This is a genomic window from Paraburkholderia sp. RL17-381-BIF-C, from assembly GCF_046026435.1.
Classification (GTDB): domain Bacteria; phylum Pseudomonadota; class Gammaproteobacteria; order Burkholderiales; family Burkholderiaceae; genus Paraburkholderia.
The window spans coordinates 1-21,214 of the sequence record NZ_JARESX010000016.1 but is presented as its reverse complement, the minus strand read 5'-3'; the positions used below and the strand labels follow the sequence as shown (position 1 = coordinate 21,214).

18 protein-coding genes and 2 pseudogenes are annotated in these 21,214 nt (G+C 60.1%); 15 read left to right on the top strand and 5 right to left on the bottom strand.

Going from position 1 to position 21,214, the window contains the following annotated elements; genetic code table 11:
* Positions 1-190 precede the first annotated feature (190 nt).
* The 9 genes and pseudogenes from P0D70_RS12640 to P0D70_RS12600 all read left to right on the top strand — a co-directional run bounded on the left by P0D70_RS12640 (position 191) and on the right by P0D70_RS12600 (position 8,240).
* Positions 191-472 (top strand): ElaB/YgaM/YqjD family protein, encoded by a 282-nt coding sequence (locus P0D70_RS12640; RefSeq protein ID WP_408184723.1) that lies wholly within the window; start codon positions 191-193, stop codon positions 470-472.
* A gap of 29 nt (positions 473-501) precedes the next feature.
* Positions 502-777 (top strand): GlsB/YeaQ/YmgE family stress response membrane protein, encoded by a 276-nt coding sequence (locus P0D70_RS12635; RefSeq protein ID WP_408184180.1) that lies wholly within the window; start codon positions 502-504, stop codon positions 775-777.
* A gap of 292 nt (positions 778-1,069) precedes the next feature.
* Positions 1,070-2,157, top strand: a pseudogene (locus P0D70_RS12630) (transposase).
* 340 nt (positions 2,158-2,497) lie between these two features.
* Positions 2,498-3,511 carry an ABC transporter substrate-binding protein gene (locus tag P0D70_RS12625; RefSeq protein WP_408184722.1) on the top strand — a complete coding sequence of 338 codons (1,014 nt, stop codon included), beginning with the start codon at positions 2,498-2,500 and terminating at the stop codon, positions 3,509-3,511.
* 99 nt (positions 3,512-3,610) lie between these two features.
* Positions 3,611-3,781: pseudogene (locus P0D70_RS12620) on the top strand (ABC transporter ATP-binding protein); the annotation flags it as partial.
* 81 nt (positions 3,782-3,862) lie between these two features.
* Positions 3,863-4,744 (top strand): ABC transporter permease, encoded by an 882-nt coding sequence (locus P0D70_RS12615; protein WP_408184721.1) that lies wholly within the window; start codon positions 3,863-3,865, stop codon positions 4,742-4,744.
* 114 nt (positions 4,745-4,858) lie between these two features.
* Complete coding sequence (locus P0D70_RS12610; RefSeq protein ID WP_408184720.1) at positions 4,859-6,229, top strand: sensor histidine kinase; 1,371 nt, start codon at positions 4,859-4,861, stop codon at positions 6,227-6,229.
* Between the two features lie 10 nt (positions 6,230-6,239).
* Positions 6,240-6,917 (top strand): response regulator, encoded by a 678-nt coding sequence (locus tag P0D70_RS12605; RefSeq protein ID WP_408184719.1) that lies wholly within the window; start codon positions 6,240-6,242, stop codon positions 6,915-6,917.
* A gap of 195 nt (positions 6,918-7,112) precedes the next feature.
* On the top strand, positions 7,113-8,240 hold the full coding sequence (locus tag P0D70_RS12600) for a porin (RefSeq protein ID WP_408184718.1): 1,128 nt from the start codon (positions 7,113-7,115) through the stop codon (positions 8,238-8,240).
* Between the two features lie 322 nt (positions 8,241-8,562).
* On the opposite strand, the gene P0D70_RS12595 is transcribed toward P0D70_RS12600, so the two are convergent.
* Positions 8,563-8,868: a hypothetical protein gene (locus P0D70_RS12595; RefSeq protein WP_408184717.1), complete on the bottom strand. Its 306-nt coding sequence runs from the start codon at positions 8,866-8,868 to the stop codon at positions 8,563-8,565.
* Positions 8,869-9,106: 238 nt separating this feature from the next.
* Between P0D70_RS12595 and P0D70_RS12590 the strand changes: the two genes are divergently transcribed.
* The 3 genes from P0D70_RS12590 to dctA all read left to right on the top strand — a co-directional run bounded on the left by P0D70_RS12590 (position 9,107) and on the right by dctA (position 11,776).
* Entirely contained in the window at positions 9,107-9,340 is a 234-nt protein-coding gene (locus tag P0D70_RS12590; RefSeq protein ID WP_177205190.1) for a pirin family protein, read from the top strand.
* 205 nt (positions 9,341-9,545) lie between these two features.
* Complete coding sequence (locus tag P0D70_RS12585) at positions 9,546-10,478, top strand: LysR family transcriptional regulator (protein WP_408184794.1); 933 nt, start codon at positions 9,546-9,548, stop codon at positions 10,476-10,478.
* On the top strand, positions 10,475-11,776 hold the full coding sequence (dctA, locus tag P0D70_RS12580) for a C4-dicarboxylate transporter DctA (RefSeq protein ID WP_091804014.1): 1,302 nt from the start codon (positions 10,475-10,477) through the stop codon (positions 11,774-11,776). The genes P0D70_RS12585 and dctA overlap by 4 nt, the downstream gene beginning before the upstream one ends.
* 15 nt (positions 11,777-11,791) lie before the next feature.
* Here the strand turns inward: dctA and P0D70_RS12575 are convergent, their stop codons facing one another.
* From P0D70_RS12575 to P0D70_RS12560, 4 genes are all read right to left on the bottom strand, one after another.
* Positions 11,792-12,574 (bottom strand): substrate-binding domain-containing protein, encoded by a 783-nt coding sequence (locus P0D70_RS12575; RefSeq protein WP_408184716.1) that lies wholly within the window; start codon positions 12,572-12,574, stop codon positions 11,792-11,794.
* 46 nt (positions 12,575-12,620) lie between these two features.
* Complete coding sequence (locus P0D70_RS12570) at positions 12,621-13,919, bottom strand: MFS transporter (RefSeq protein WP_091804008.1); 1,299 nt, start codon at positions 13,917-13,919, stop codon at positions 12,621-12,623.
* Positions 13,920-14,058: 139 nt separating this feature from the next.
* Positions 14,059-16,758, bottom strand: coding sequence for a CoA-binding protein (locus P0D70_RS12565; RefSeq protein WP_408184715.1), 2,700 nt, complete (start codon positions 16,756-16,758; stop codon positions 14,059-14,061).
* 10 nt (positions 16,759-16,768) lie between these two features.
* Positions 16,769-18,067: an ATP-grasp domain-containing protein gene (locus P0D70_RS12560; RefSeq protein WP_408184714.1), complete on the bottom strand. Its 1,299-nt coding sequence runs from the start codon at positions 18,065-18,067 to the stop codon at positions 16,769-16,771.
* An 836-nt stretch (positions 18,068-18,903) separates the two neighbouring features.
* Between P0D70_RS12560 and P0D70_RS12555 the strand changes: the two genes are divergently transcribed.
* The 3 genes from P0D70_RS12555 to P0D70_RS12545 all read left to right on the top strand — a co-directional run bounded on the left by P0D70_RS12555 (position 18,904) and on the right by P0D70_RS12545 (position 20,338).
* Positions 18,904-19,107 (top strand): cold-shock protein, encoded by a 204-nt coding sequence (locus P0D70_RS12555; RefSeq protein ID WP_025527573.1) that lies wholly within the window; start codon positions 18,904-18,906, stop codon positions 19,105-19,107.
* Between the two features lie 377 nt (positions 19,108-19,484).
* Positions 19,485-20,060, top strand: coding sequence for a hypothetical protein (locus tag P0D70_RS12550; RefSeq protein WP_091804001.1), 576 nt, complete (start codon positions 19,485-19,487; stop codon positions 20,058-20,060).
* Positions 20,061-20,101: 41 nt separating this feature from the next.
* Complete coding sequence (locus tag P0D70_RS12545; RefSeq protein ID WP_408184713.1) at positions 20,102-20,338, top strand: hypothetical protein; 237 nt, start codon at positions 20,102-20,104, stop codon at positions 20,336-20,338.
* Positions 20,339-21,214 lie beyond the last annotated feature (876 nt).

The window sequence follows — 21,214 nt, the reverse complement described above, 5'->3', positions numbered from 1 at the left end:
TTCGCCGGCCGGTTCCGCCATCGCCTGGGTTGTTTTGAGTGTCTCGGGCGTCGTTGCGAGCAACGCCTCAACTCTGCGCAAGTCCGAATTGCCGAGAACCCTCGGGCTGATGACTTCAATCGACTCCCCGTTTTTGTGAGGCACGAGACTTGCTCGACCTCTTGGCATTCAAACAAAATTGGAGGTTCGAATGACCGAGTTCCAGCAACCCACCGCTGCCGCAGCGGTACCCCCACCGGTCGCATCTGACCGGCCCAGTTCCTCTGGGTCATCCCAGCAGGGCAACGACGAAGCGCCCACCCGGACGCTAACAGACCTGAAGGACAAGATTGCCTCTGCACAGGAGGCGGTCAAAACGAAGTACCGCGTCGTCTCTGAATCGACCGACGATTACGTTCATGAAGCGCCATGGAAAGCGGTCACGATGGCGCTCATCGGCGGACTCATCATCGGAATGCTTGCACGCCGCTAACGCGGACTCGACCTCACTGGAGAAGGAATATGGACCCGGTTTCGCATGGAATTATTTTCTGGCTGATTATTGGTGGCATTGCCGGCGCTTTGGCGGGTCGCATCGTCGACGGCGGCGGCTTCGGGATTGTGGTCGATATCATCGTGGGAATTGTGGGTGCATTCATCGGGGGCTGGTTGGGTGGAGCGCTAGGATTACACCTGGGTAGCGGCATAATCGGGTCACTGATTACAGCTCTTATTGGGGCCGTTATTCTGCTTGCCATCCTGCGCCTTTTCAGCGGGGGTAGAGGCCGCGCACTCTGACAGTAAGAGTATAGGTATCAGTTGTTTCCGGCCTATCTGTGGTGATGACGACAGGCTTTTGCGGTGGCGCTCGTGCGGTAAAGCGTTCCGGGCGACCTGACCCGCACTCCGATCGACTGACTGTCTTTCGCCTGACCTGTCAGTCATCCGGAACTGTCGAACGACGAGATTTTGCCTGGTCGATACGTGTGATTCGAGAAGGGCCCGACGCTCTGTCAATTTGCTGTCTCGTCCGTGTACACGATGCCGATGAAATCACCCAAACCAATATCGACAACCGGAGCAAGGCTGTATGAGAGACGAACGGGCTACAGTTGGCGGCCGCAGTGTCATGGGCGAAGTTGATACCCACAAGGATCTGCATGTCGTGGGTGTCGTTGACGCGCATCATGATCGCGCGCGGGGTAATGAATGCTTCCCGATTACCCGGCACGACAATAAACAGATGTTGTTGTAGATGCGGTCGTTTGGCGAACTGACACGGGACGGCGTCGAATGCGCTGGAAGCTACGGCGCGAGGCTGCTTCGCTACCTGCAGCAGGCTCATGTGACAGTGCTGGAGGGTGCCACGCCGGATAAGAGCGACCGGCTCAAGCGCGGAAGAGACGATACGCTGGATTCACAGACCGCCGCCCACGCTGGTTTCGCTGGTGTCCGCACAGTCTCTCGCAAAAGCCGCTACGGCATGATCGAATCCTTGCGCGTGCTGAAACTGTGTCGCAAGACGGCGATTGCCGCCCGTCGAATTGCCTTATAGCTGATCCACCATACGATTGTCTGCGCACCCGACGAACTGCGTGAATCACTACGCGCAATGACCCGTGTGCGGCTCATTCACACGTTGGGTGCGTGGCGGCCGGATCTCTCGACTATCGGAACCCGGCTACTGCTTACCCGATCGCGCTGAAGTCTTTGGGACGTCGCTATCTGGAACTGCATGACGAAATTGCCATCCTCAATGTCATGATAGCGGCGCTCGTCGACGAGCTCGCGCCTGATCTGGTCTCGCGCAATTCAATCGGCTATGAGTCTGCATCGCAGCTGTCATTGACAGCTGGCGACAACAGCTGCCGGCTTCAGTCTGAGGCCAGCGTCGCTGCATTGTGCGGCATCAGCCCCGTTTCGGCGTCTTTGGCAAAGGCAACGCGGCATCGGCTGAATCGCGGCGGCGACCGCGCTGCCAATAGTGCACTGCACATCATTGCCATCGGTCGACTTCGAACTGACGCGCGTAGAAAGGCGTATGCCGCCGAACGCGTCAGCGAGGAACACTCCGAGCTTGAAGCGATTCGTTGTCTCAAGCGCTATATCGCCCTGGAGGTCTACTACTTCATTCGGCAGCGAAACCGCCAGATCGCGCAGATTCAAATTGCTACTTAACCCTTAGAAGGGCGTCGAAGGGAGTAGTTGACGGCAGCGGAGAAGCGCCTGTCACGTGTGGTTCAGCGAGAGACTTCGGGCCCAATTCCCAAGGTCTACTCACCACGATGTGAAGGTTCGGGGTGAATGGAAGTACCTGCTACAGACACGTTGTCAATCCGGATTGCCCTCCGGAATATCGGCAGCCGGACGGTTCCACGAGCGGTCACTCCTCTCATGGAAATCCCGTATGGTGTACACACTGCCGTGAAAGCCGGGAGAAGGGTTGTTTCTCATAAAATCGCGCCATCGATCCAGACCGGCGGCATCCCGCTGCCGCCGACAATAACGGAGACAATCGATGAAACCGACCTTTCGCGCCATAGGGCATATGGTTCTTACTTCCAGCCTACTGTTCTGCGCTGCATCGCAGCGGGTGACGGCTGCGGAGGGCGGCAAGATCACGATCATGGTCGGCGGCATTACGAAACTGATTTATCTGCCGGCACGCTTGACGGAACAGCTTGGCTATTTCAGGGACGAAGGGCTTGACGTCGAACTGTTGTCGCAGCCCGCTGGCGTAGATGCCGAAAACGAGTTGCTGGCCGGCGCCGTGCAGGCGGTCGTGGGCTTCTATGACCACACGATCGATCTGCAGACCAAGGGTAAGGAGGTCAAGGCGATCGTCGTGTTTGGCCAGGTGCCCGGCGAGGTTGAAATGGTCTCGACCAAGGCTGCCCCGAGCTTGAAGAGCATGGCCGACGTCAAAGGCAAGACGCTCGGCGTGACCGGCCTCGGTTCGTCGACGAGCTTCCTGACGCAATATCTTGCCGGCCAGCACGGCATCCAGTCGACGGAATACACGATGCTGCCAGTGGGCGCCGACGCCAGTTTCATTGCGGCGATCAAACAGGGACGGATTGACGCGGGGATGACGACCGAACCGACGGTGTCCGCGTTGCAGAACGCCGGCGATGCCAAAGTGCTGGTAGACATGCGTTCGGTCGACGGCACGCGGGCGGCTCTGGGGGGCGTTTATCCGGCGTCGAGCCTATATGTGCAGGCGGCATGGGCGGATGCGCACAAAGCTGACGCGGCAAAGCTTGCGCATGCGTTCGTTCGCACGATGCAGTTCATCCACACGCATAGCGCGGAAGAGATCGCCGCGAAGATGCCCGCCGACTATCAGAAAGACAAAGCGCTCTACGTGAGCGCGCTGAAAGCGTCATTACCGATGTTCACGGCGGACGGCAAGATGCCGGCCGAAGGTCCGGAGACGGTGCTGAAGGTGCTGTCGTCCTTCAATCCTTCGGTGAAGGGCAAGCATATCGACCTCGCGAAGACCTACACCAACGACTTCGTGAATTCGAAATAGGCCACCGCGCGGACCTCGCGGCGCAGCTTAGCCTGAATTCGTTGCGCTTCCGGTGCCGCTTTAGCAGCCTCGGCCACTTCCATGGATGTTCGTTAATTAATGAACCACGTTGTTTCCGAAGGCACGCCGGCCATTGAGTTCCGCTCCGTGTCGTGCCGTTTTGTCAGCCCGGACGGCAAGGCCACGGTTGCGTTGCGCGATTTCAGCATGTCGGTTGCGAAGGGCGAGGTGCGGGTGATGGGCGCGCCGGTCGACGGCATCGATCCGCGCTTCATCGAAATCTCGCGCGACATCTGGCACGACCTGCGTGAAGAAGTGCAGATCGGTTAATCAGGCAAAGCGGAGAGATTCATGTCTACCCCTCAACAAACAATGCCGCGAGACACAGCGGGTACTTCTTCAGGTATCGATCCCGCCACGCTCGCGCAGGTCGAGCGTGTGGCGCAAAAGCGCATCCGTCAGCGTCAGGCGCTGGTGGTTGGCTTGCGCATCGTGGTGTTAGTCGTGGTGCTCGGCGGTTGGGAATTGTCCGCGCGGCTCAAGTGGATCGATCCGTTTTTCTTCTCGATGCCCTCGGCGATCTTCGCGCAGATCGTCGACTGGTTCGTCAACGGCACCGCGCAGGGACCGCTGCTCACACAGGTGTGGGTGACGCTCGAAGAGACCGGCATGGGCTTCATCATCGGTTCAGTGGCAGGGGTGTTCTGCGGCATCTTGCTGGGGCGCAACAAGCTGCTTTCAGATGTGTTCAGCCTGTACATCAAGATCGCCAACTCGATTCCGCGCGTGGTGCTCGGTTCGGTGTTCGTAATCGCGCTGGGTCTGGGGATGGCCTCGAAGGTGGCGCTGGCGGTGGTAATGGTGTTCTTCGTGGTGTTCGCCAATGCGTTCCAGGGTGTGCGTGAAGCGGATCGCTACATGATCGCGAACGCGCAGATTCTGGGTGCGTCGCGCCGTCAGGTGACAACCTCGGTGGTGATCCCGTCGGCACTGAGCTGGATTCTGGCGAGCCTGCATGTGAGCTTCGGCTTCGCGCTGGTCGGTGCGGTGGTGGGCGAGTTCCTGGGGTCGAAGCAGGGCATCGGCCTGCTGATCTCGACGGCGCAGGGCGCGTTCAATGCAAGCGGCGTGTTTGCAGCGATGATCGTTCTGGCGGTGGTGGCCCTGGCGGCGGACTATCTGTTGACAACAGTGGAAAGCCGTCTGCTCAAGTGGAGACCGACCGCGCTCTGAGGGTCGACGGAAATAACGAAGACCCGGACCCGCGAGACCATGCCCGCACGGAGTGCAACGCGATAGCCGTTGCACTCCGTCTGCACTTAACGAGCACATATCAGGGACACCGCCATGCCGCTTAGTTTGCGTGCACGCTTGCTTTGGTGGTTACTGCTACCACTCGCTGCGTTTGTGTTTTTCACCGGCCTGAGTGCGTACGATACGGCACGGGAGACGGCCGACCTGGTGCAGGACAATGCGTTGTTGTCGTCGGCGCGAACGATTGTCGAGGATGTCGATTGGGAAAACGGCGCGCTGATCGCGAACATTCCACCAGCCGCGTTGGAGATATTCGAGTCGCCGTACCGGGACCAGGTGTTCTACAAGGTCATCGCTGGCCACGAACGACTGCTCGGCGGCAACCCCGATCTGCCGCTGCCGGGACGCATATCGAAGCTCCCGGCGTATTACGACGCGACGCTTGCCGGCCAGCCGATCCGTGCGATAGCTTATGAGCGGCAACTGTACGACTCCGGCAGGGAGGAAACGGTCACCGTCGTGGTGGCCAAGACGCAGGCATCTCGACAGGCGATGCTTGCACAGTTGTGGCGCCCGCAATTGATTCGTCAGTGGCTAATGCTAGCGCTCGCCGTGGCGCTCGTCCCGCTCGGCCTGACTTTCGAATTGCGCCCGTTGATAAAGCTCAAGGACGATGTTGCCGACCGTGAGCCGATGGAACTCGAGCCGATTCGAGCGGATCGATTGCCTACTGAATTGCGGCCCATCGTGGACGCGATCAATCAATGTATTGCGCGGCTCAAGCTGCACACTGCGACTCAGCGTCAATTCATTACGGACGCAGCGCATCAGTTGCGCACGCCGCTCACGTTGCTCGACACGCAGATTCAGTGCGCGTACCGGCGAGAGCACTGCGATGCGTCGATGGCTGAGGCGTTGGCGGGCATACACCGCAGCAGTCGCAAGATGGCCGAGATGACGAACCAGTTGTTACTGCTTGCCCAGGCAGGCTCGGCGCCGCAACAACGTGCGCAGGTCAGGGTCGACATGGCCGCGGTTGTTTCGTCGGTGCTGGAGGATCTGGTGACGGCCGCGCAGCGGCGGCAGATCGATCTTGGCGCCGAAGTGGCCGACGACGTCCACGTGACGGGCAGTGAGAGTCTTCTGACCGCGCTCGTGACGAATCTGGTCGACAACGCCATCCGCTATACGCAGGACGGCGGGCGTGTAACAGCAATTTGCCGGCAGGAGGGGGGTGACGTCGTGCTGCAGGTGGTCGACAACGGTCCGGGCATTCCCGCGGAGACACGCGCGCATGTGTTCGAGCGCTTCTATCGCGGGCCAACGGATGTCGAGGGGACCGGGCTTGGCTTGTCCATCGTCCGGGAGATTGCACAATCCCATGGTGGAACGGTTAGCCTGGCGCATGGTGCGGGACGTATTGGCCTCGTTGCCACGTTCCGCATGCGGTCGTGGCGCGGTTGAGGAGAGGACGATGAAGCTGCTGCTTGTGGAAGACAATGTTGAACTTGCACACTGGATCGTCGACTTGCTACGCGGCGAGAATTTCGCGGTCGATTGCGTTCCTGACGGAGAAAGTGCGGATTCAGTGCTAACCACGCACCGCTACGACGTGGTCCTGCTGGATATGCGATTGCCGCGCATGAGCGGCAAAGACGTTCTCGCGAGAATTCGTCGTCGCGGCGACAACGTGCCGGTGTTAATGCTGACGGCGCACAGTTCGATCGACGATAAGGTCGACTGCTTGAGCGCAGGCGCGGACGACTATGTTGTCAAGCCATTCGACACGCGCGAGCTGGTGGCGCGTATTAAGGCGCTCATCCGCCGGCAGTCGAGCGGCAAGTCGATTTCGCTCAATTGCGGCGATCTGCACTACATCTCCGACACACGCGAGTTTCGCCACAACGACACGCCGCTGGCATTACGACGCCGCGAACATACGATTCTCGAGACCTTGATGCTGAGACAGGGCAAGACAGTCTCCAAGGCTGCCTTGATGGACAGCGTTTTCAGTCTCGACGACGAGCCGAGCGCGGATGCGATCGACATCTACATCCATCGATTACGCAAGCACCTGGCTACTTCGAGTGCGCAGATCATGACGCTGCGCGGGCTCGGCTACATTCTGAAGAGCAGGGAAGCGTCGCAATAGGGAAAAAAACGACTAAATGACGGATATCGGTGGTTTCACTTAGTTGTACAGCGGATGCGCGAAAGGAGCGTGAAGGATTGAGGTAATTAGGATTGTTCTCAGCCGCGGACCTAAACAGTAACTGGGTTTTCAGAACTCAGGAACGGGTCGCGGAAAAAAATCGGAATTTCATCACACAACTCTGAGGAGACAATCTTGAAGCAGAAATACCTGACCTTGGCTGTTGCAGCGAGTGCGTTCGCAGCGACCGGTGCACACGCTCAGTCGAGCGTCCAGCTGTACGGCCTGATGGACCTGAGCGTGCCTACGTATCAGTCGCACGCCGACGCGAACGGTAATCACGTCATCGGTATGGGGCTGGGAGGTGAACCTTGGTTTAGCGGTAGCCGCTGGGGATTGAAGGGCGCGGAAGACATTGGCGCCGGCTCCAAGATCATTTTCAGATTGGAGAGTGAATATGTGGTTGCCAACGGCCAGATGGAAGACCCGGGTCAGATCTTCGACCGCGACGCGTGGGTTGGAATCGAAAACGACACATTCGGCAAGTTCACCGCAGGCTTCCAGAACACGATTGCGCGCGACGCCTCTGCGATTTACGGCGACCCGTATGGCAACGCGAGGCTGACCACTGAGGAAGGCGGCTGGACCAATGCGAACAACTTCAAGCAGATGATTTTCTACGCAGCCAGCGCGACCGGCACGCGGTACAACAATGGTCTGGCGTGGAAGAAGGTGTTCGACAACGGCATTTTTGCTGCTGCGGGCTATGCATTCGGCAACTCGACGAGCTTCGGTAACAACGCCAACTACCAGGCAGCCCTCGGCTATAACGGCGGCCCGTTCACGATTTCGGGCTTCTATAACCATGTAAATCGCGTCGGCAACACCAACCAGTCGTTCTCGGTCGGTGGCAATTACTCGTTCGGCATCCTGCGCGCCAACGCCGGTTACTTCCGCTATCTGGGCAACCAGGGCTCGCTAGGTCAACGCCAGGACAATGCGTGGACCGTGTCGTTCAAGCTGTCCCCGAAGGGTGCGCTCGACTATGAGCTGGGCTATCAGCAAATGCGCGTGCACAACGCCGCGTACAACGCCGACGGGGATATCCCGAACGCCAACCTTGGTGCCTTTGACCCGACGTCGGGCCTGCACAATGGCTTTAAGGAAACCCTGTACGGCTCGATTTTCTACCACCTGTCGAAGCGCACGGAAGTGTACCTGGCCGGTGACTATATGAAACTGCATGGCGGCTACACGGTGGGATCGACCTTTGGTGCGACCAATCAGATCGAAGTGACGTCGGGCATCCGCACGCGCTTCTGATCGGCGTATCAGATCCGAGTAGCGGATCTTCTGATCGAGGTATGGCGGTTGGCGGCGGCGTAACAATCCGCTTGCCGCCTATTTTGCGGAGTGAGCGCGCCAGAACGGTTGATCCGCAGTGGACGGTAGCGGAGCCGGCACGTGCCGAACAACTGGACCAGCTGATCTTCCATGCCGCCGCCACGCAACCCGTCGAACGGTCAGCGGTCCAGATAAGAGAACTGCGAAAAGTGCCGCCCAAATTTGCCGACTTCCCCGGGTCCCTCCTTGCTTCATTGCACCCCGGGCGCGGCAGCGGTGGCAATCAGGCGGTGAAGCGGCATCAGCCGACAGCGCCGCATGTCACGTTAGGTGCGGTATACGGGGTCGGATAGTCTGACGAGGGACCGCTTAGCAGGCGCAGAGGCTGCGTCGCCAGCACGTCGGCTTCCGTTTGCTCCCGGATACTCAGGGCCATGTTGGCGCCTTGCAGCACGCTCGCGGGCTCGTTGACCGCGCAGCGTAGTGTCTTGCCGTTGGAAAGCTGCACAGTCGTCGAATACGCATAATCGGGCTGTGCGGCCCAGCCGTCGGCGTTGCAGAATGCCGCGACGGCAATCAGCGCCAAGGTCAAATATCGATTCTTCATATCGGACTCCTTGTCTTGGGGATAGTCCTTAGACCGCCGAAAATACGATGCGATCTTGTGGTTTTGGAAAAACTGCGCTGCGGAAAACGTGCTGAGTTCACGCTATCCCGCAGTATCGCCATCGCCAGGGTTGCCCGGAACAGTCGGTGCACCAATGCTTTACCGTGTTCCTCAGCAAATTGCGAGCGGCTTACAAGCCGGCGTATATGCACGGATGCACGGCTGACGTCCGCGCGCGCTGCCCATCAATGCCGACGCACGCGTGCGTATCGCGACGCTGCGCGAAGGCATCACAATAAAGCACGAGTTGCCGATGCCCGGCTCGGCGTATCTTGTTGCGGATCACGGGCGGCTCGATGTGGGATCTATCCAGCTCGTTCCGCGCGACAGTGCAGCCGTCCGGGATGAGGCGAAGCTGGATTTGATAGCGCATGACGACACGGATGTGATGATCGTCGAACTTTTGGGCTAAGGCGAATGAGCTCTCTTGTTGTGTGCGACTGGTCGTCGGCCATAAAGCGACACCCACCTCTCGGCCATGAATGACCGCTGACGCCACGGAACCGCCCCCCGACTTCGGTGCGATCCCTTGGGCTGAATGTACCGAGTGTTGCTCTCGATGGGCGCTTTCGCCCGCATCATGCAAAATAGCCGCACTTAAATTCGGAGGATGGTTCGTGGGCGTTAACTTCGACCTGAACGATTTGCAGGCGTTTCGAGCTGTCGTGGAGTTGGGTAGCTTCCGCAAAGCCGCGGAGGCGGTCAACATTTCGCAGCCGGCATTGAGTCGCCGCATCGAGAAGCTCGAGGCGGCGCTCGGCGTGCGCCTGTTCGAGCGAACAACGCGAAGCGTTACGCTCACGACCGTAGGGCGCGTTTTCGCCCCGAGCGCGGAACAACTGCTCGACGATCTCGATGTCGCCTTGCTCGGTATCCGCGACGTCTCCACGAGCCGCCTGGGTCATGTGACCATCGCATGTGTGCCGTCCGTTGCCTATTATTTCCTGCCGAGCGTCATTGCCGCCTATCACAGCCGCTATCCGCGCATCCGGGTCAAGCTCCTCGACTCGAGCGCCAACGAAGTGCTCGGCGCGGTGATCAGCGGCGAAGCCGATTTCGGCGTCAGCTTCATGGGCAGCCAGGAGACCGAGGTCGAGTTCAAGATCTTGCTGCAGGAACGGTTCGTCGCCGCGTGCCGCCGCGATCATCCCCTTGCTCGGAAAAAGCAGGTGACCTGGAGCGAGCTTTATGAACACGAATACGTTTCCGTCGACAAGACTTCTGGCAACCGCCTGCTGCTCGATCAGGCGCTGACCGCCGTGGCGCCGAGAATGCCTAGTGTCTGCGAGACCCGTCATGTCACCACCATGCTTGGCCTGATCGAAGCAGGACTCGGTGTGGCCGCCGTGCCTTCAATGGCCATGCCCATGCGCGACCATCCGATTCTGACAAGCGTGCCGCTCGTCGATCCGGTCGTGACGAGACGCGTCGGCATAGTCAGGCGCCGCGGACGTCCGCTCGCGCCGGCCGCACAACAGTTTTATCAGACGATCCTCGACACGAAGCGCAGCGGCACGGTCGGCGCCGCGGGAAAGAAGGCGCCGAAATGACGTTGGCGAGGCCGTTCAGGCTGCTCTACGTTCAGGTCCTGCTTGGAATGGGGCTCGGCATGACCGTTGGCTACTTGTGGCCGCAGGCCAGCGCGTCGCTCAAACCACTCAGCGATGCTTTCGTCGCCCTGGTGCGCATGATGATCGCCCCGATCGTCTTTTGCACGATCGTCACCGGCATCACGTCGCTTGCGAGCGGCTCGAAGATCGGGCGGACGATTCTGAAGGCGCTGGCGTTGTTCTACTTTCTCACCATTGTTGCGCTCGTTCTGGGGCTGGCGACCGCGTTTGCGCTGCACCCGGGCGCGGGCCTGCACATCGACGCGCATCATCTGGATGCGGCGGTCCTCGCGCAGTATTCGACGCGCTCGCAGTCGCACGGATTCGTCGAATTCGCGCTGCATGTGATCCCTGAGACGCTCGTCGGCGCTTTCGAGAAAGGCGAGGTGCTGCCGGTGCTGCTGCTTGCCCTTCTGTTCGGCTTCGCATTGAATGCCAACCAAAGCGCCGGGCGGCGGGTACAGGAATTCATCGACGGCATCGCTCACGTGCTGTTTCGCATCCTTGCGATGATCATGCGTCTTGCGCCCGTCGGCGCATTCGGCGCGATGGCATTCACGGTGGGCCGCTTCGGCATTCGTTCGATTGGCTCGCTCGGCATGCTGATGGTGGCGTTCTACGCGGCGTGCCTGCTGTTCATCGTTTGCGTGCTCGGTCCACTCGCACGGCTGCATGGCTTCTCGCTCTGGCGACTGCTGCGCTACATTCGCGAGGAACTCGTCATCGTACTCGCGACGTCGTCGACCGAACCGGTGCTGCCGCGCCTCATCATCAAGCTCGAAGCGCTTGGCTGCGACAAGGGCATCGTGGGACTCGTGCTGCCTGCCGGCTATTCGTTCAATCTCGACGGCACGGCGATCTACCTGACGCTCGCCTCCATGTTCATCGCTCAAGCGTGCGATGTTCACCTTTCGGGCGGCCAGATCGCGACCATGCTCGCGGTCATGCTGCTCACGTCGAAGGGCGCGGCGGGCGTAACGGGCAGCGGACTGGTTGCGCTCGTCGCGACGCTGGCCGTCATTCCCGACTTGCCGCCTGCAGGTGTCGCGCTGCTGGTCGGCATCGATCGCTTCATGTCCGAAGCGCGCGCCCTGACGAGTGTGATCAGCAATGCCTGCGCGGTGATCTTCGTATCGATGTGGGAGCGTTCCTGCGACCGGGTGCGCCTGAAGAACGCATTGAGCCTCGCGCATGAGCGTGAGGATGCATTCGATCAGCCCGCCGACCTGACGGGCTGAATCGTAGCCTTCGTCTCAATGCGTGGCGACGGAATCGAGCCCGGTCGATGTCACCTCCGGCTGCACGGCGGGTGACGCGAGATAGTCGAGCAGCGCTTTGGCTTCCTTGGGGTGTTGTGCGCCGACGGGAATGCCGGCCGCAAAGCGCGTGACGGACTGCATCGACTCCGGAATCTTGCCGACATACGCCGCGCCCTTTACTGGAAGCAGCTCACTCACCTGCTGAAATCCCACTTCGTAGTCGCCCGTCGCAACAACGGACGCCACCGGAATTTTGGGGATCATCTTCGCCTTGGTCTTGACCTGCTCCTCGATGCCGAGCCGCTTGAACAACTCGCGCTCGATATAGACGCCGCTCGCGCTATCCGAGTAAGCGATCGACCGGGCATGCAGCAAGGTTGCCTTGAGCGCCGCCTCGGACCCGATGTCGGGCTTCGGCGCGCCGTCGCGCACCACCATGCCGATCCGCGAATCCGCAAGCTCGACGCGCGAACCGGGGATCACCTTGCCCTGCTTGATCAGATCATCGAGTGCATAGCCGACCATGATCACCACGTCGGCAGGTTCGCCGCGCTGAAGCCGGTTCGGAATGGCCTCCGGCGACTTGCCCATCGACGGGCCGAGCGCGGTATCGAGCGTATTGCCGGTGGACGCCGCGAACTTCGGGCCGAGCAGCTTGTAGGCGGCGGTAAAGCCGCCCGAACTCATCACATGCAGATCTGCGGCCTGCACATTCGCCGCAGCGGCGCAGGAGCTGAGCAGCGCCGCGGTGCAGAGTTTCAGAAGAAAGGATTTCATGGGGCGATAGAATGTCAGTCTAATGTTCGAGGAAGCCTGCGATGCTTCAGGGAGCCGCATGCAGCGGAACGCGACGGCGCCGGTACAGTGCGAGTGTTGCACCGAGTCCGCACACCGCGGCGAAGCTCATCCAGTAGCCTGGCGCGGCTTTATCACCCGTCATATGAATGAGCGCGGTCGAGATGACGGGCGTAAAACCTCCGAAGACCGCTGTCGCGAGGCTGTAGGCGAGTGAGAATCCGGCGACGCGTACCTCCACTGGCATCACCTCCGTGAGCGCGACGACCATCGCGCCGTTGTACATGCCGTACATGAACGAGAGCCAGAGCAGCACAAGCAGCATGTTGACGAAGCTCGGTGCGTGGGCCAGCAGCGACAGCGCCGGGTAGGCGGTCGCAATTGCCAGGATCGTCATCGCGAGAAGGAGCGGACGGCGTCCGATCCTGTCCGACAGCGCACCACCAATCGGCAGCCAGATGAAATTGGAGACACCCACGCACAGCGTGACGAGCAGGCTGTCGGCAGTGCTCAGATGCAGGACCGTCTTGCCGAAGGTCGGCGCATATACCGTGATCAGATAAAAAGTCGTGGTGGTCATCGCCACCAGCAGCACCCCAGCGATCACGACACTCCAGTTCTGCACGAGTGTAGCAAAGACCTCTTTCATGCTCGGGCGATGCTGGCGCTGCTTGAACTCCTCTGTTTCCTCGAGATTGCGCCGCAGGATGAAGATGAAAGGCACGATCATGCAGCCTACGAAGAACGGCACGCGCCATCCCCACGCGGCGATCGCCGCCGTGTCGAGCCACTGATTGAGCGCGAAGCCGAGCGCGGCGGCGATGACGATCGCCACTTGCTGGCTCGCCGACTGCCAACTCGTGAAGAAGCCCTTGCGGCCCGGCGTCGCCATTTCGGCGAGATACACCGAAACCCCGCCGAGTTCAGCTCCCGCCGAGAAGCCCTGCAGCAGACGACCGATGAGAACCAGCGCCGGGGCGAAGAGTCCGATCGTCGCATAGCCGGGCACGAACGCGATCAGGATGGTGCCACTCGCCATGATCGACAGCGTGACGATCAGGCCCTTGCGGCGGCCGGCATCGTCGATGTACGCGCCGAGGATGATCGCACCGAGCGGCCGCATCAGGAAACCCGCGCCGAAGACGGCGAAGGTCATCATCAGCGATGCGAACTCGCTCGCTGCCGGGAAAAAAACAGCGGCGATCTGCGTTGCATAGAAGCCAAACAGGAAGAAGTCGAACTGCTCCAGGAAGTTGCCTGCCGTTACGCGTAATACGGCGGTTGTCTTGGACTGCCCAGGGGGCAGGGTGCTTGAGGAGGGATGCATCGAGGTGTCTCCTGACAATTTTGAACTTTGTGATGTTCGGGCGGATCATTGTTTGTCGAATACTCGCCCGAACGGCACGAAACGATAAGTGCAATTTTCGGAACGATTGATGTCCTCTGGTTATCAGCCGGCGAATCGCTCAGGCCACAAACCGGCACTGGGAGGCGGGCGTGCGGGTATCCATGTTGCGTCCCCGGTTCAGGTGATCGTCGATTTCCGCCGCGCATCCGAGCATGCGGGGATAGAGGAAGATCGTGAACGCGGCGGTTTCCAGATCGGTCTCGGTCAATTCACCACGTCGCAGCGGCTGCCACAGCATCTTCAGCAGCAGCGCTGCAATCACCGCATCGACGTTGACGCAATATACGTTGCGGAACACGCCGGCATCGAACAACGCCTGCACAAGTTCGCGATAGAACGTATGGAACACGTTGTATTCGCCGCGCTTCTCGCACAGGTCCGCGATGAACACTTCGCGAGGATCGTGGTTGACCGGCCTGTCCTTGAAGACCGGGTGGTTCACGCCCGGCAGCTTCGCGATGTCGAGGCTGCCGGCATGCTTCTGCCGGGCCTTGTATTGCGCATACCGCTCGACCGAGCGCTCGGCCAGCGAGCGCAGGTCAACCCCATGCACAGGGTCGGACGGATCGGCGAGGCCGCTGTCCCGGAACGCTTCGATCAGGAACGCGATGCCCTCATAGCCGTTGCCGCCATGCGTATAGCCGGTATGCGTGAGAAAGCCGACCAGCGCCTTGTTGAGTTGCACGCGCTCTGGACTTTCCGGACCGTCGGCCGATACCGCGCCTTTCGCGCCCTGCGCCGAGATGGCTCCTGGACCGTTGGTGAGCAGCAGACCGACCAGCGTCTTGAAGGCGAAAAGATCGTCGGGCCCGGGCTCGAGGTTGAGCAGCGCGGCAAAGCAGATTTCGGTGAGGCTGCGTTGGTTCAGCAAAGCTTGCGTGGTAAAGCCGCAGAAGCCGTCTGGACGGTGCCGCGAGGCATCCGCCGATGCGCCGATCAGTGTGCCGAACAGCATGGTCCACCAGGGCAGGCTCTCGGCCGTAACGCGCGAGATGCGCTTGCGCATCAGCGGTCCCCACGCGAGCGTCGTGGTGATCGCGGCCAGCACCGCGTCGGCCGTCGGGTAGTCAGGCTGAGACGCGAGCCAGCGGACGAGGACCGACTGGGCCCCACGCTCGGCGAATCCCGCGAGCATCGCCTCGGCGCGCGGATCGCTTGAGTCTGCGAAAAACGGCTCGCTGCCGCCCGCGTCGATCCTGGCGATGTCGAAGTTCTCATCGAGCGCGCTCGTCAGGCCGGCTGCCGAGAAGCGATCGATCATCCATTTCACGGCATCCCGAGCCGCTCGCTGGCGATTCGGGCCGATGATCGACGCCGCGGCGGCCAGGATCGCGTTGGGCGCGTTTCCGGCCTCGCGAGCGGCGTGCGCCGCCGCGAGTTCCGGCGTTCCGTGCAGATTGACGAACGAGGCGATCGCGACATCAATGAGCTTCTCGTCGTTCTCGCCGCCGAACTCGTGAAGCAGAGCAAGGCTGACGTTCGCTTCGAGCGAACGCGTCGCTGCGTCGAGCATCGAGGCGCCATGCAGGCTGCTGACTTGCGTTTTCGCATCCATCTGCGAAGCGCCCGATGCGTCCTTGAGCGCCTGACGCGGCGCAATCGACCCGACTTGCCGATTGACCTGCAAGACCTGCTCGTCATAGGGGGCAACCGCACCGACCACAGGAATCGCCAGGCCGGACGGAAGCCGGATACCTTGGTCGGAGCCGAACCACGGTTTGAGCGCGAGACTGCCTTCGGGCGCGAAGTCGGGCATCGTCGCGTTGGCGCGCATCACGGCGGTCAGCGCCGCCGGGATATGCGCGATGTTCGTGACGACCGCGCCTTTGGCCGAGCAGCATGGATCCTCGGGTGTGAAGAGCCGGTCCACGCCGAACTGGTCCATGAACCATCGTTCCTTGGCTTGCGCGTCGTCGGAGCCGCCGGCCATCGCGCCCGCATGGCCGACCGCTCGCGTCAGGCGGCTCTTCCATCGGCCCACCACGCAGGCGACCACCGGCTTCGTGAAGGCCGCATCGGCTTCGTAGTAGCCACCAGGTTCGCAGTAGAGCACAGCAGCCTTGCTGCGCGCATCATTGGCGAGCGCAAACGCAAATTCCGGTGCGGCGTAGTGGATGTACACGTCCTTGCCGCTTGAGATGACCGTCGACGTGCCCCAGCCGCTCATGCGCAGGTACTGCGCGATTGTCGTGCTGAAGCCGCCGGAGTTCGAGAAGATGGCGATCGATCCCTTGCGCAATGAATCGTCTGGATTATCACCGCCGAGTGCTCCGCCGATTCTCACGCGATTCCACGAGTCGGCGACGCCGAGCCCGTTCGCACCGAAGATGTCGATGCCCGCTTGCTGCCCCATCGCGCGAATTTCGCGAGCGTCGTGCACGGCGATCTTCTCGGTGATGATGAATATCTTCGTCAGATCGGGATTGACGCGGATCAGTTCGGCGACGCCGTCGCGAGCCGCCGATGGCGGTAGATAAACTACGCCGCAGTTGAAGCGGTGTCCCGCTTCCAGCCCCTCGCGGACGTTGTTGTACACCGCGATATCGCCGATAGATGTGGCGAGTACCTGGCCGCCCTTGCCCGGCGCCGTGCCGAAGACAATATTGCCGCCCGAGAACGCGTGACTGACGGGCGTCACGTCTGAGGACTCACCGCCCAGGATGTTAAGTACGCACACTCGATCGTCGCGCGTGGCTATCTGCGCGAGCGAGTTGACGCCAACGAAATACTTGAACGGGTTGCTGGTTTGCTTGTACATGTCGCTCTCCTCAGGCTTGAGCCGTTTCGGCTTCGGTCGCGGATGCACCGATCCGTGCCGCGACCTCGGCTCGGCCACCGGCGCGCATCCACGCATCCGCCTGCCGTGCGTACTGGATGACCTCACTGATGTCGGAATCGAATCCGAACAGCCGGTAGGGCAGGCCGAGCGAATCGCATGTATCTCTCAGCGCGGCCATCCCTCGCACGAGGTTCGGCCCTCCGCGGCCGAGCACCACGTAAAGGGGCGTCGGCCCATGCTCGCTGAAGTGTTCGCGAAGAGCATCGGCCATCGCGCGCAGCGTCTCGAAGATGTCGGTGTTATTCGACTTGCCGCCGATGATGAAAAGCACATTCGACTGCTTGAGCCAGTGCCTGAAGCAGATGCGGGCCACTTCTTTCATCTTCGCGTAAGGCGGATTGCCGCCGAAATCCGACGAGATGATCGCGGCGTCGCCCAGCATTTCGGTGACGAGCGAGTTGGCGCCGCCGCCGAACGTGGGCGCGAGAATCGTGCCTTTCTCGTTGATCACATACACGTCGCTCTGGCCCTGGTGCGTGCGCAATTGATTGATCTCCTGCTCGAAATCGGAGTAATCCGCCGCGAACAGGTGTGGCGGCAGTCCGAGGCGCGTCCATCGCGGATCATCGCGATCGAAGCCGCACTTGAAGTCGCAGGCAACCGGCGTGAGTCGTCCGTTCCTGTCCTCGCGCATGCGGATCGGATTCAACTCCAGTGTCGTCATGCCGAAATCGTGAAAGAGCTCCCAGAGTTTCGGCAACTGCTGCACGAGCGGCGAGATGATCTCCTTCGGCGCACCGATTTCGCTCAGCGCGTTCGCCACGACGAACGCCTTGAGCCCCGTCAACGCGTCGAAGGGCACCATCGCCACATGCTTCGGGTCGACCTCTTCGATATCGATGCCGCCCTTGTGCGAGAGCGTCATCATGGGCGCACGAAAGCGGGTTGAATCGGTGATCGAAAAGTACACCTCATGCTGGGCCGGGACGCCGGCCTCAAACGTCACGCCATTTGCCTTGGCCTTCAGGTGGCCGACGGTATGCTCGGCAAAGTACAACCGCTCTTTTTCGGCCAACGCTGTCTTGAGATCGGCCGCGCGGCCGAGCAAGCCCGCCTTCCCCTTCTTTCCGACTCCACCCTTGAAGACGGGCTTGATGAAAACCTGACGATGACGATCAATCATCGTCTTGATTTCGTCCTCGCTGGCGCTCGGGCCGAGGATCTCACTCGCTGGGAATCCGACGAATTGCAACAGGCGTGCGCCGTACAACATACCGGTGATTTGCATGGAAATGGCTCCTGAAGGTCATTGCGATAGAAAACAAACAGGCCGATCGGCGCTGTCGACTCAACGCTGACGCGCTTCAGTCGTAAGCGATAGGTGTGAAACGCTGCCGTAACGCCGTTGGAGTTCGGCTTGGCGGGGCTATGGCGTGCTTTTTTTGTCCGATGCCTGAACCGGCTGGACCGCGGAACTGCACGGCCTAACAAGGCGGGTCGCAGGAATGTCTTGCAGCGCGTTAGCCGCGCAAGTTGCGCCGTGCGTTGTGCATAGTCGTGTCTCCAATGCGTTTTACTTTCGTTCCAATGTCGCTGGAATCTTGAATACAGATACTCACGCAAAAGGAACTACGCGATAAGTGCATTTTCTTGAAGCATTGATGTTCAGGTGTTATCAATGCAGCCGGATGAAACGTGGCCTCCCCGCCACGTTCCTCTCCGCACCCTGTCTGGGCAGTCGTGCCAGCGATACGTTTTCACACGACCTCGACCCGTTACGGTCATTCATTGCATTTCACTTTGGATGGCCGCTAAGTGGTAAGGTCCCGCCGATGGGCTTGGGCCAACGGACGGACGCAGCACTTACACGTTAGTAATCTTGATCACAACCTTACCGAACGGACCTCGCGACAAGTGGACGCGTCGCTCGATAGCGAGCGCGCTTCACGATATGCGTTGACAGTACCGGCTTGCCGAGGTATCGTGGGCCTCGAAATATTCAAGAAGCTCGATTGCTGATCATCATTTTCCGCCTCTTCTGCGCGGTACTCGCTATCCTCTCCTCTTCCTTGAAGTTTATGTCGCTCCGCAATGGAGCTGGTGTTTTTATCTCAGGGAATTCTCATGGATACCGGTACTGTTAAGTGGTTCAACGATAGCAAAGGCTTTGGCTTCATTACTCCTGACGCTGGCGGCGACGATCTCTTCGCTCACTTCTCGGAAGTTCGCGGCGACGGTTTCAAGACGCTCGCGGAAAATCAGAAGGTGAGCTACGAGACAAAGCGCGGCCCGAAGGGTATGCAGGCCGCAAATATCTCGCCGCAGTAACGTATTTCAAGGGCCGGTCTACCGGCCCTTTGCATGTCTGCCTGACTAGTATCCTCGCGGAGCCATGCGCTCCCGATCTGATCGCCGCGTTTCAACGTGCGCGTCATTTGTCTTTTCGACACGATCCGTCTCGCTTCATTTTCAGTTTATTTCGCTTGTACGATATAGATGTCGTACGGATGCCCACCGCATGATGCGTGAAAGCACGCCATGCCTGTCGCATCTGCGCAAATCATACTCATCACACAACGTCGCAATGAAGCGCCTCAAGGCTGCTCAAGCTCGCGCCCGTCAGGGCGCCACTCGACCGAATCACGGGATTCGGTCGCCTGATCGACACAACGCTATTCCCGTCAATCGCAACACAAGGAGCAGAGATGGCGTTATTGGTCATGCAGGTCGCGGTAAGCGGGGAGCTGGTCGAAGTTTTCGAAATGACGGTTGATGATGTCGACGGCCACCGGATGCTCGCCGCCGCCAATGAGGACGAACGGGTGATTCATCCCTCGGGACAGGCACTCGAAGACGGTGAGGTCTGGATTGATCTGATCGACGGAGATGGCGAAACGCTGTTCGACCAGGTGGCATGTTTTCACCGGGCGGATGCCTCGGACGCTTTGCAGATTCATTTCGGCATGCATGTCGATGTCGTGAGAGATTGCCTTTCAAAGTCGAACATCGCATCGCTCCATGCAAGGCACCGTCTGGCAGCCCAAGCCTACTTTCGCAAGGTTGACCGTCTTGTCGATTGCTCGCTGGTAGGTTCCCGGCAGAGCAATCGTCGCCGTGTCGGCGACGCCAGTGTCATGGATCTCGTGATAGAGCTTCGCAGGAGGCTGGATGGTGTTGTCACCCAACTTGCGCTGAGCGAGTTGCCAACGCCTGTGCAGGCCGCGGCACAGCAACTGAAAGACGCGACGAAGAGCTACGTGGGTGCGGTGCAGAGCCTGTGAAGCAGCAGACTGAGCCGTATTGTGGAATGTGAAGGATCAGTATGCTGAGAACGGTGAACTATCGCGGGTTTGAGATTGATGTTGATTTGGTGCCGACTTCCGAAGATATGTTTGACGCGTGGTTTCGCATACAGGGACCGACGCCCGCCCGCGGAGTAGCGGCGCTAGGCTTGCGTATCAAGGTTCGCGGCGGACCGTTTTCGCGCCGTTGGGCTTACTTCGTTGCGGAGATCGCTGGTCAGGCGTCAATCGACGTCATCCTTGGTCCCGACGACTAGTTGGCACCGCAAAAAATCGCGAAGAGCCGACTTACCCGGCGACCTTCGCCGCTTGCCGCATGACGTTCCGGCGCCCAAATGTCTTCCTGTGGAAGGATTGCGTGCCGCCGCTCCGTTTAACAGCTATGGCTCGCCGACTCGATTAGCGTGTTACCTCGGCGGAAATGCCGCGGGAATCAATGCGAAGCACATTGCCCTCAGGCGTTATTTGCCGCGGAATCTCCGCAATGTCTGGTTCGTCTGCTCGCACAGTCTTTTGCATATTGTTTTGCTTCGCCACGAGCCCAGGTGCAGATGTAGGCATCCGCCGCATGTGCACTTTCACTGCACGGGAAACGGCATGACGATGAACTGCGACCTTGTGTGCAGCACTGACCCTGTGTGGGGCTGTCGCACGTGCCTCTGGCGGATTCCAAACCTCGGTATAGACTCCGGCCGCAAACGCGGCGGCGCGAGCATCATCGTTAACTGCCAATCCAATTCTCTTCACAAGTTCTCCCTGATGCCTTTCGTTGCAGCCACTCTTTGCAACCAACACCCTGTCCGACGCATCCACCATCGCAGCCGCCGCAATATCGCCTGTCCGGTATGTCATCGGTGACGCGCCAGGCATTTTTGGTCACTGGGCTTGCCGCGCCATCAGCGCGGCCGTTTTCTTTGGCATAAAACTCGGGTTGCCAGCTTTACTGCGCCTGCTTCGTCGTCAACGGTCTTGTCTGCGAAAGCTGAGCGCAATTCCGCGATGAACCTGACCACCCGAGCGTCGTTCTCCGCCGTGCGCAAGGAACCATTCAATACTCTTTCGCTGCTGCCAAGGCGTAAGGGTTGGGTAAATAAAACGCCATTTCCCGGTAACGACTGGATGTTTCAATAAGC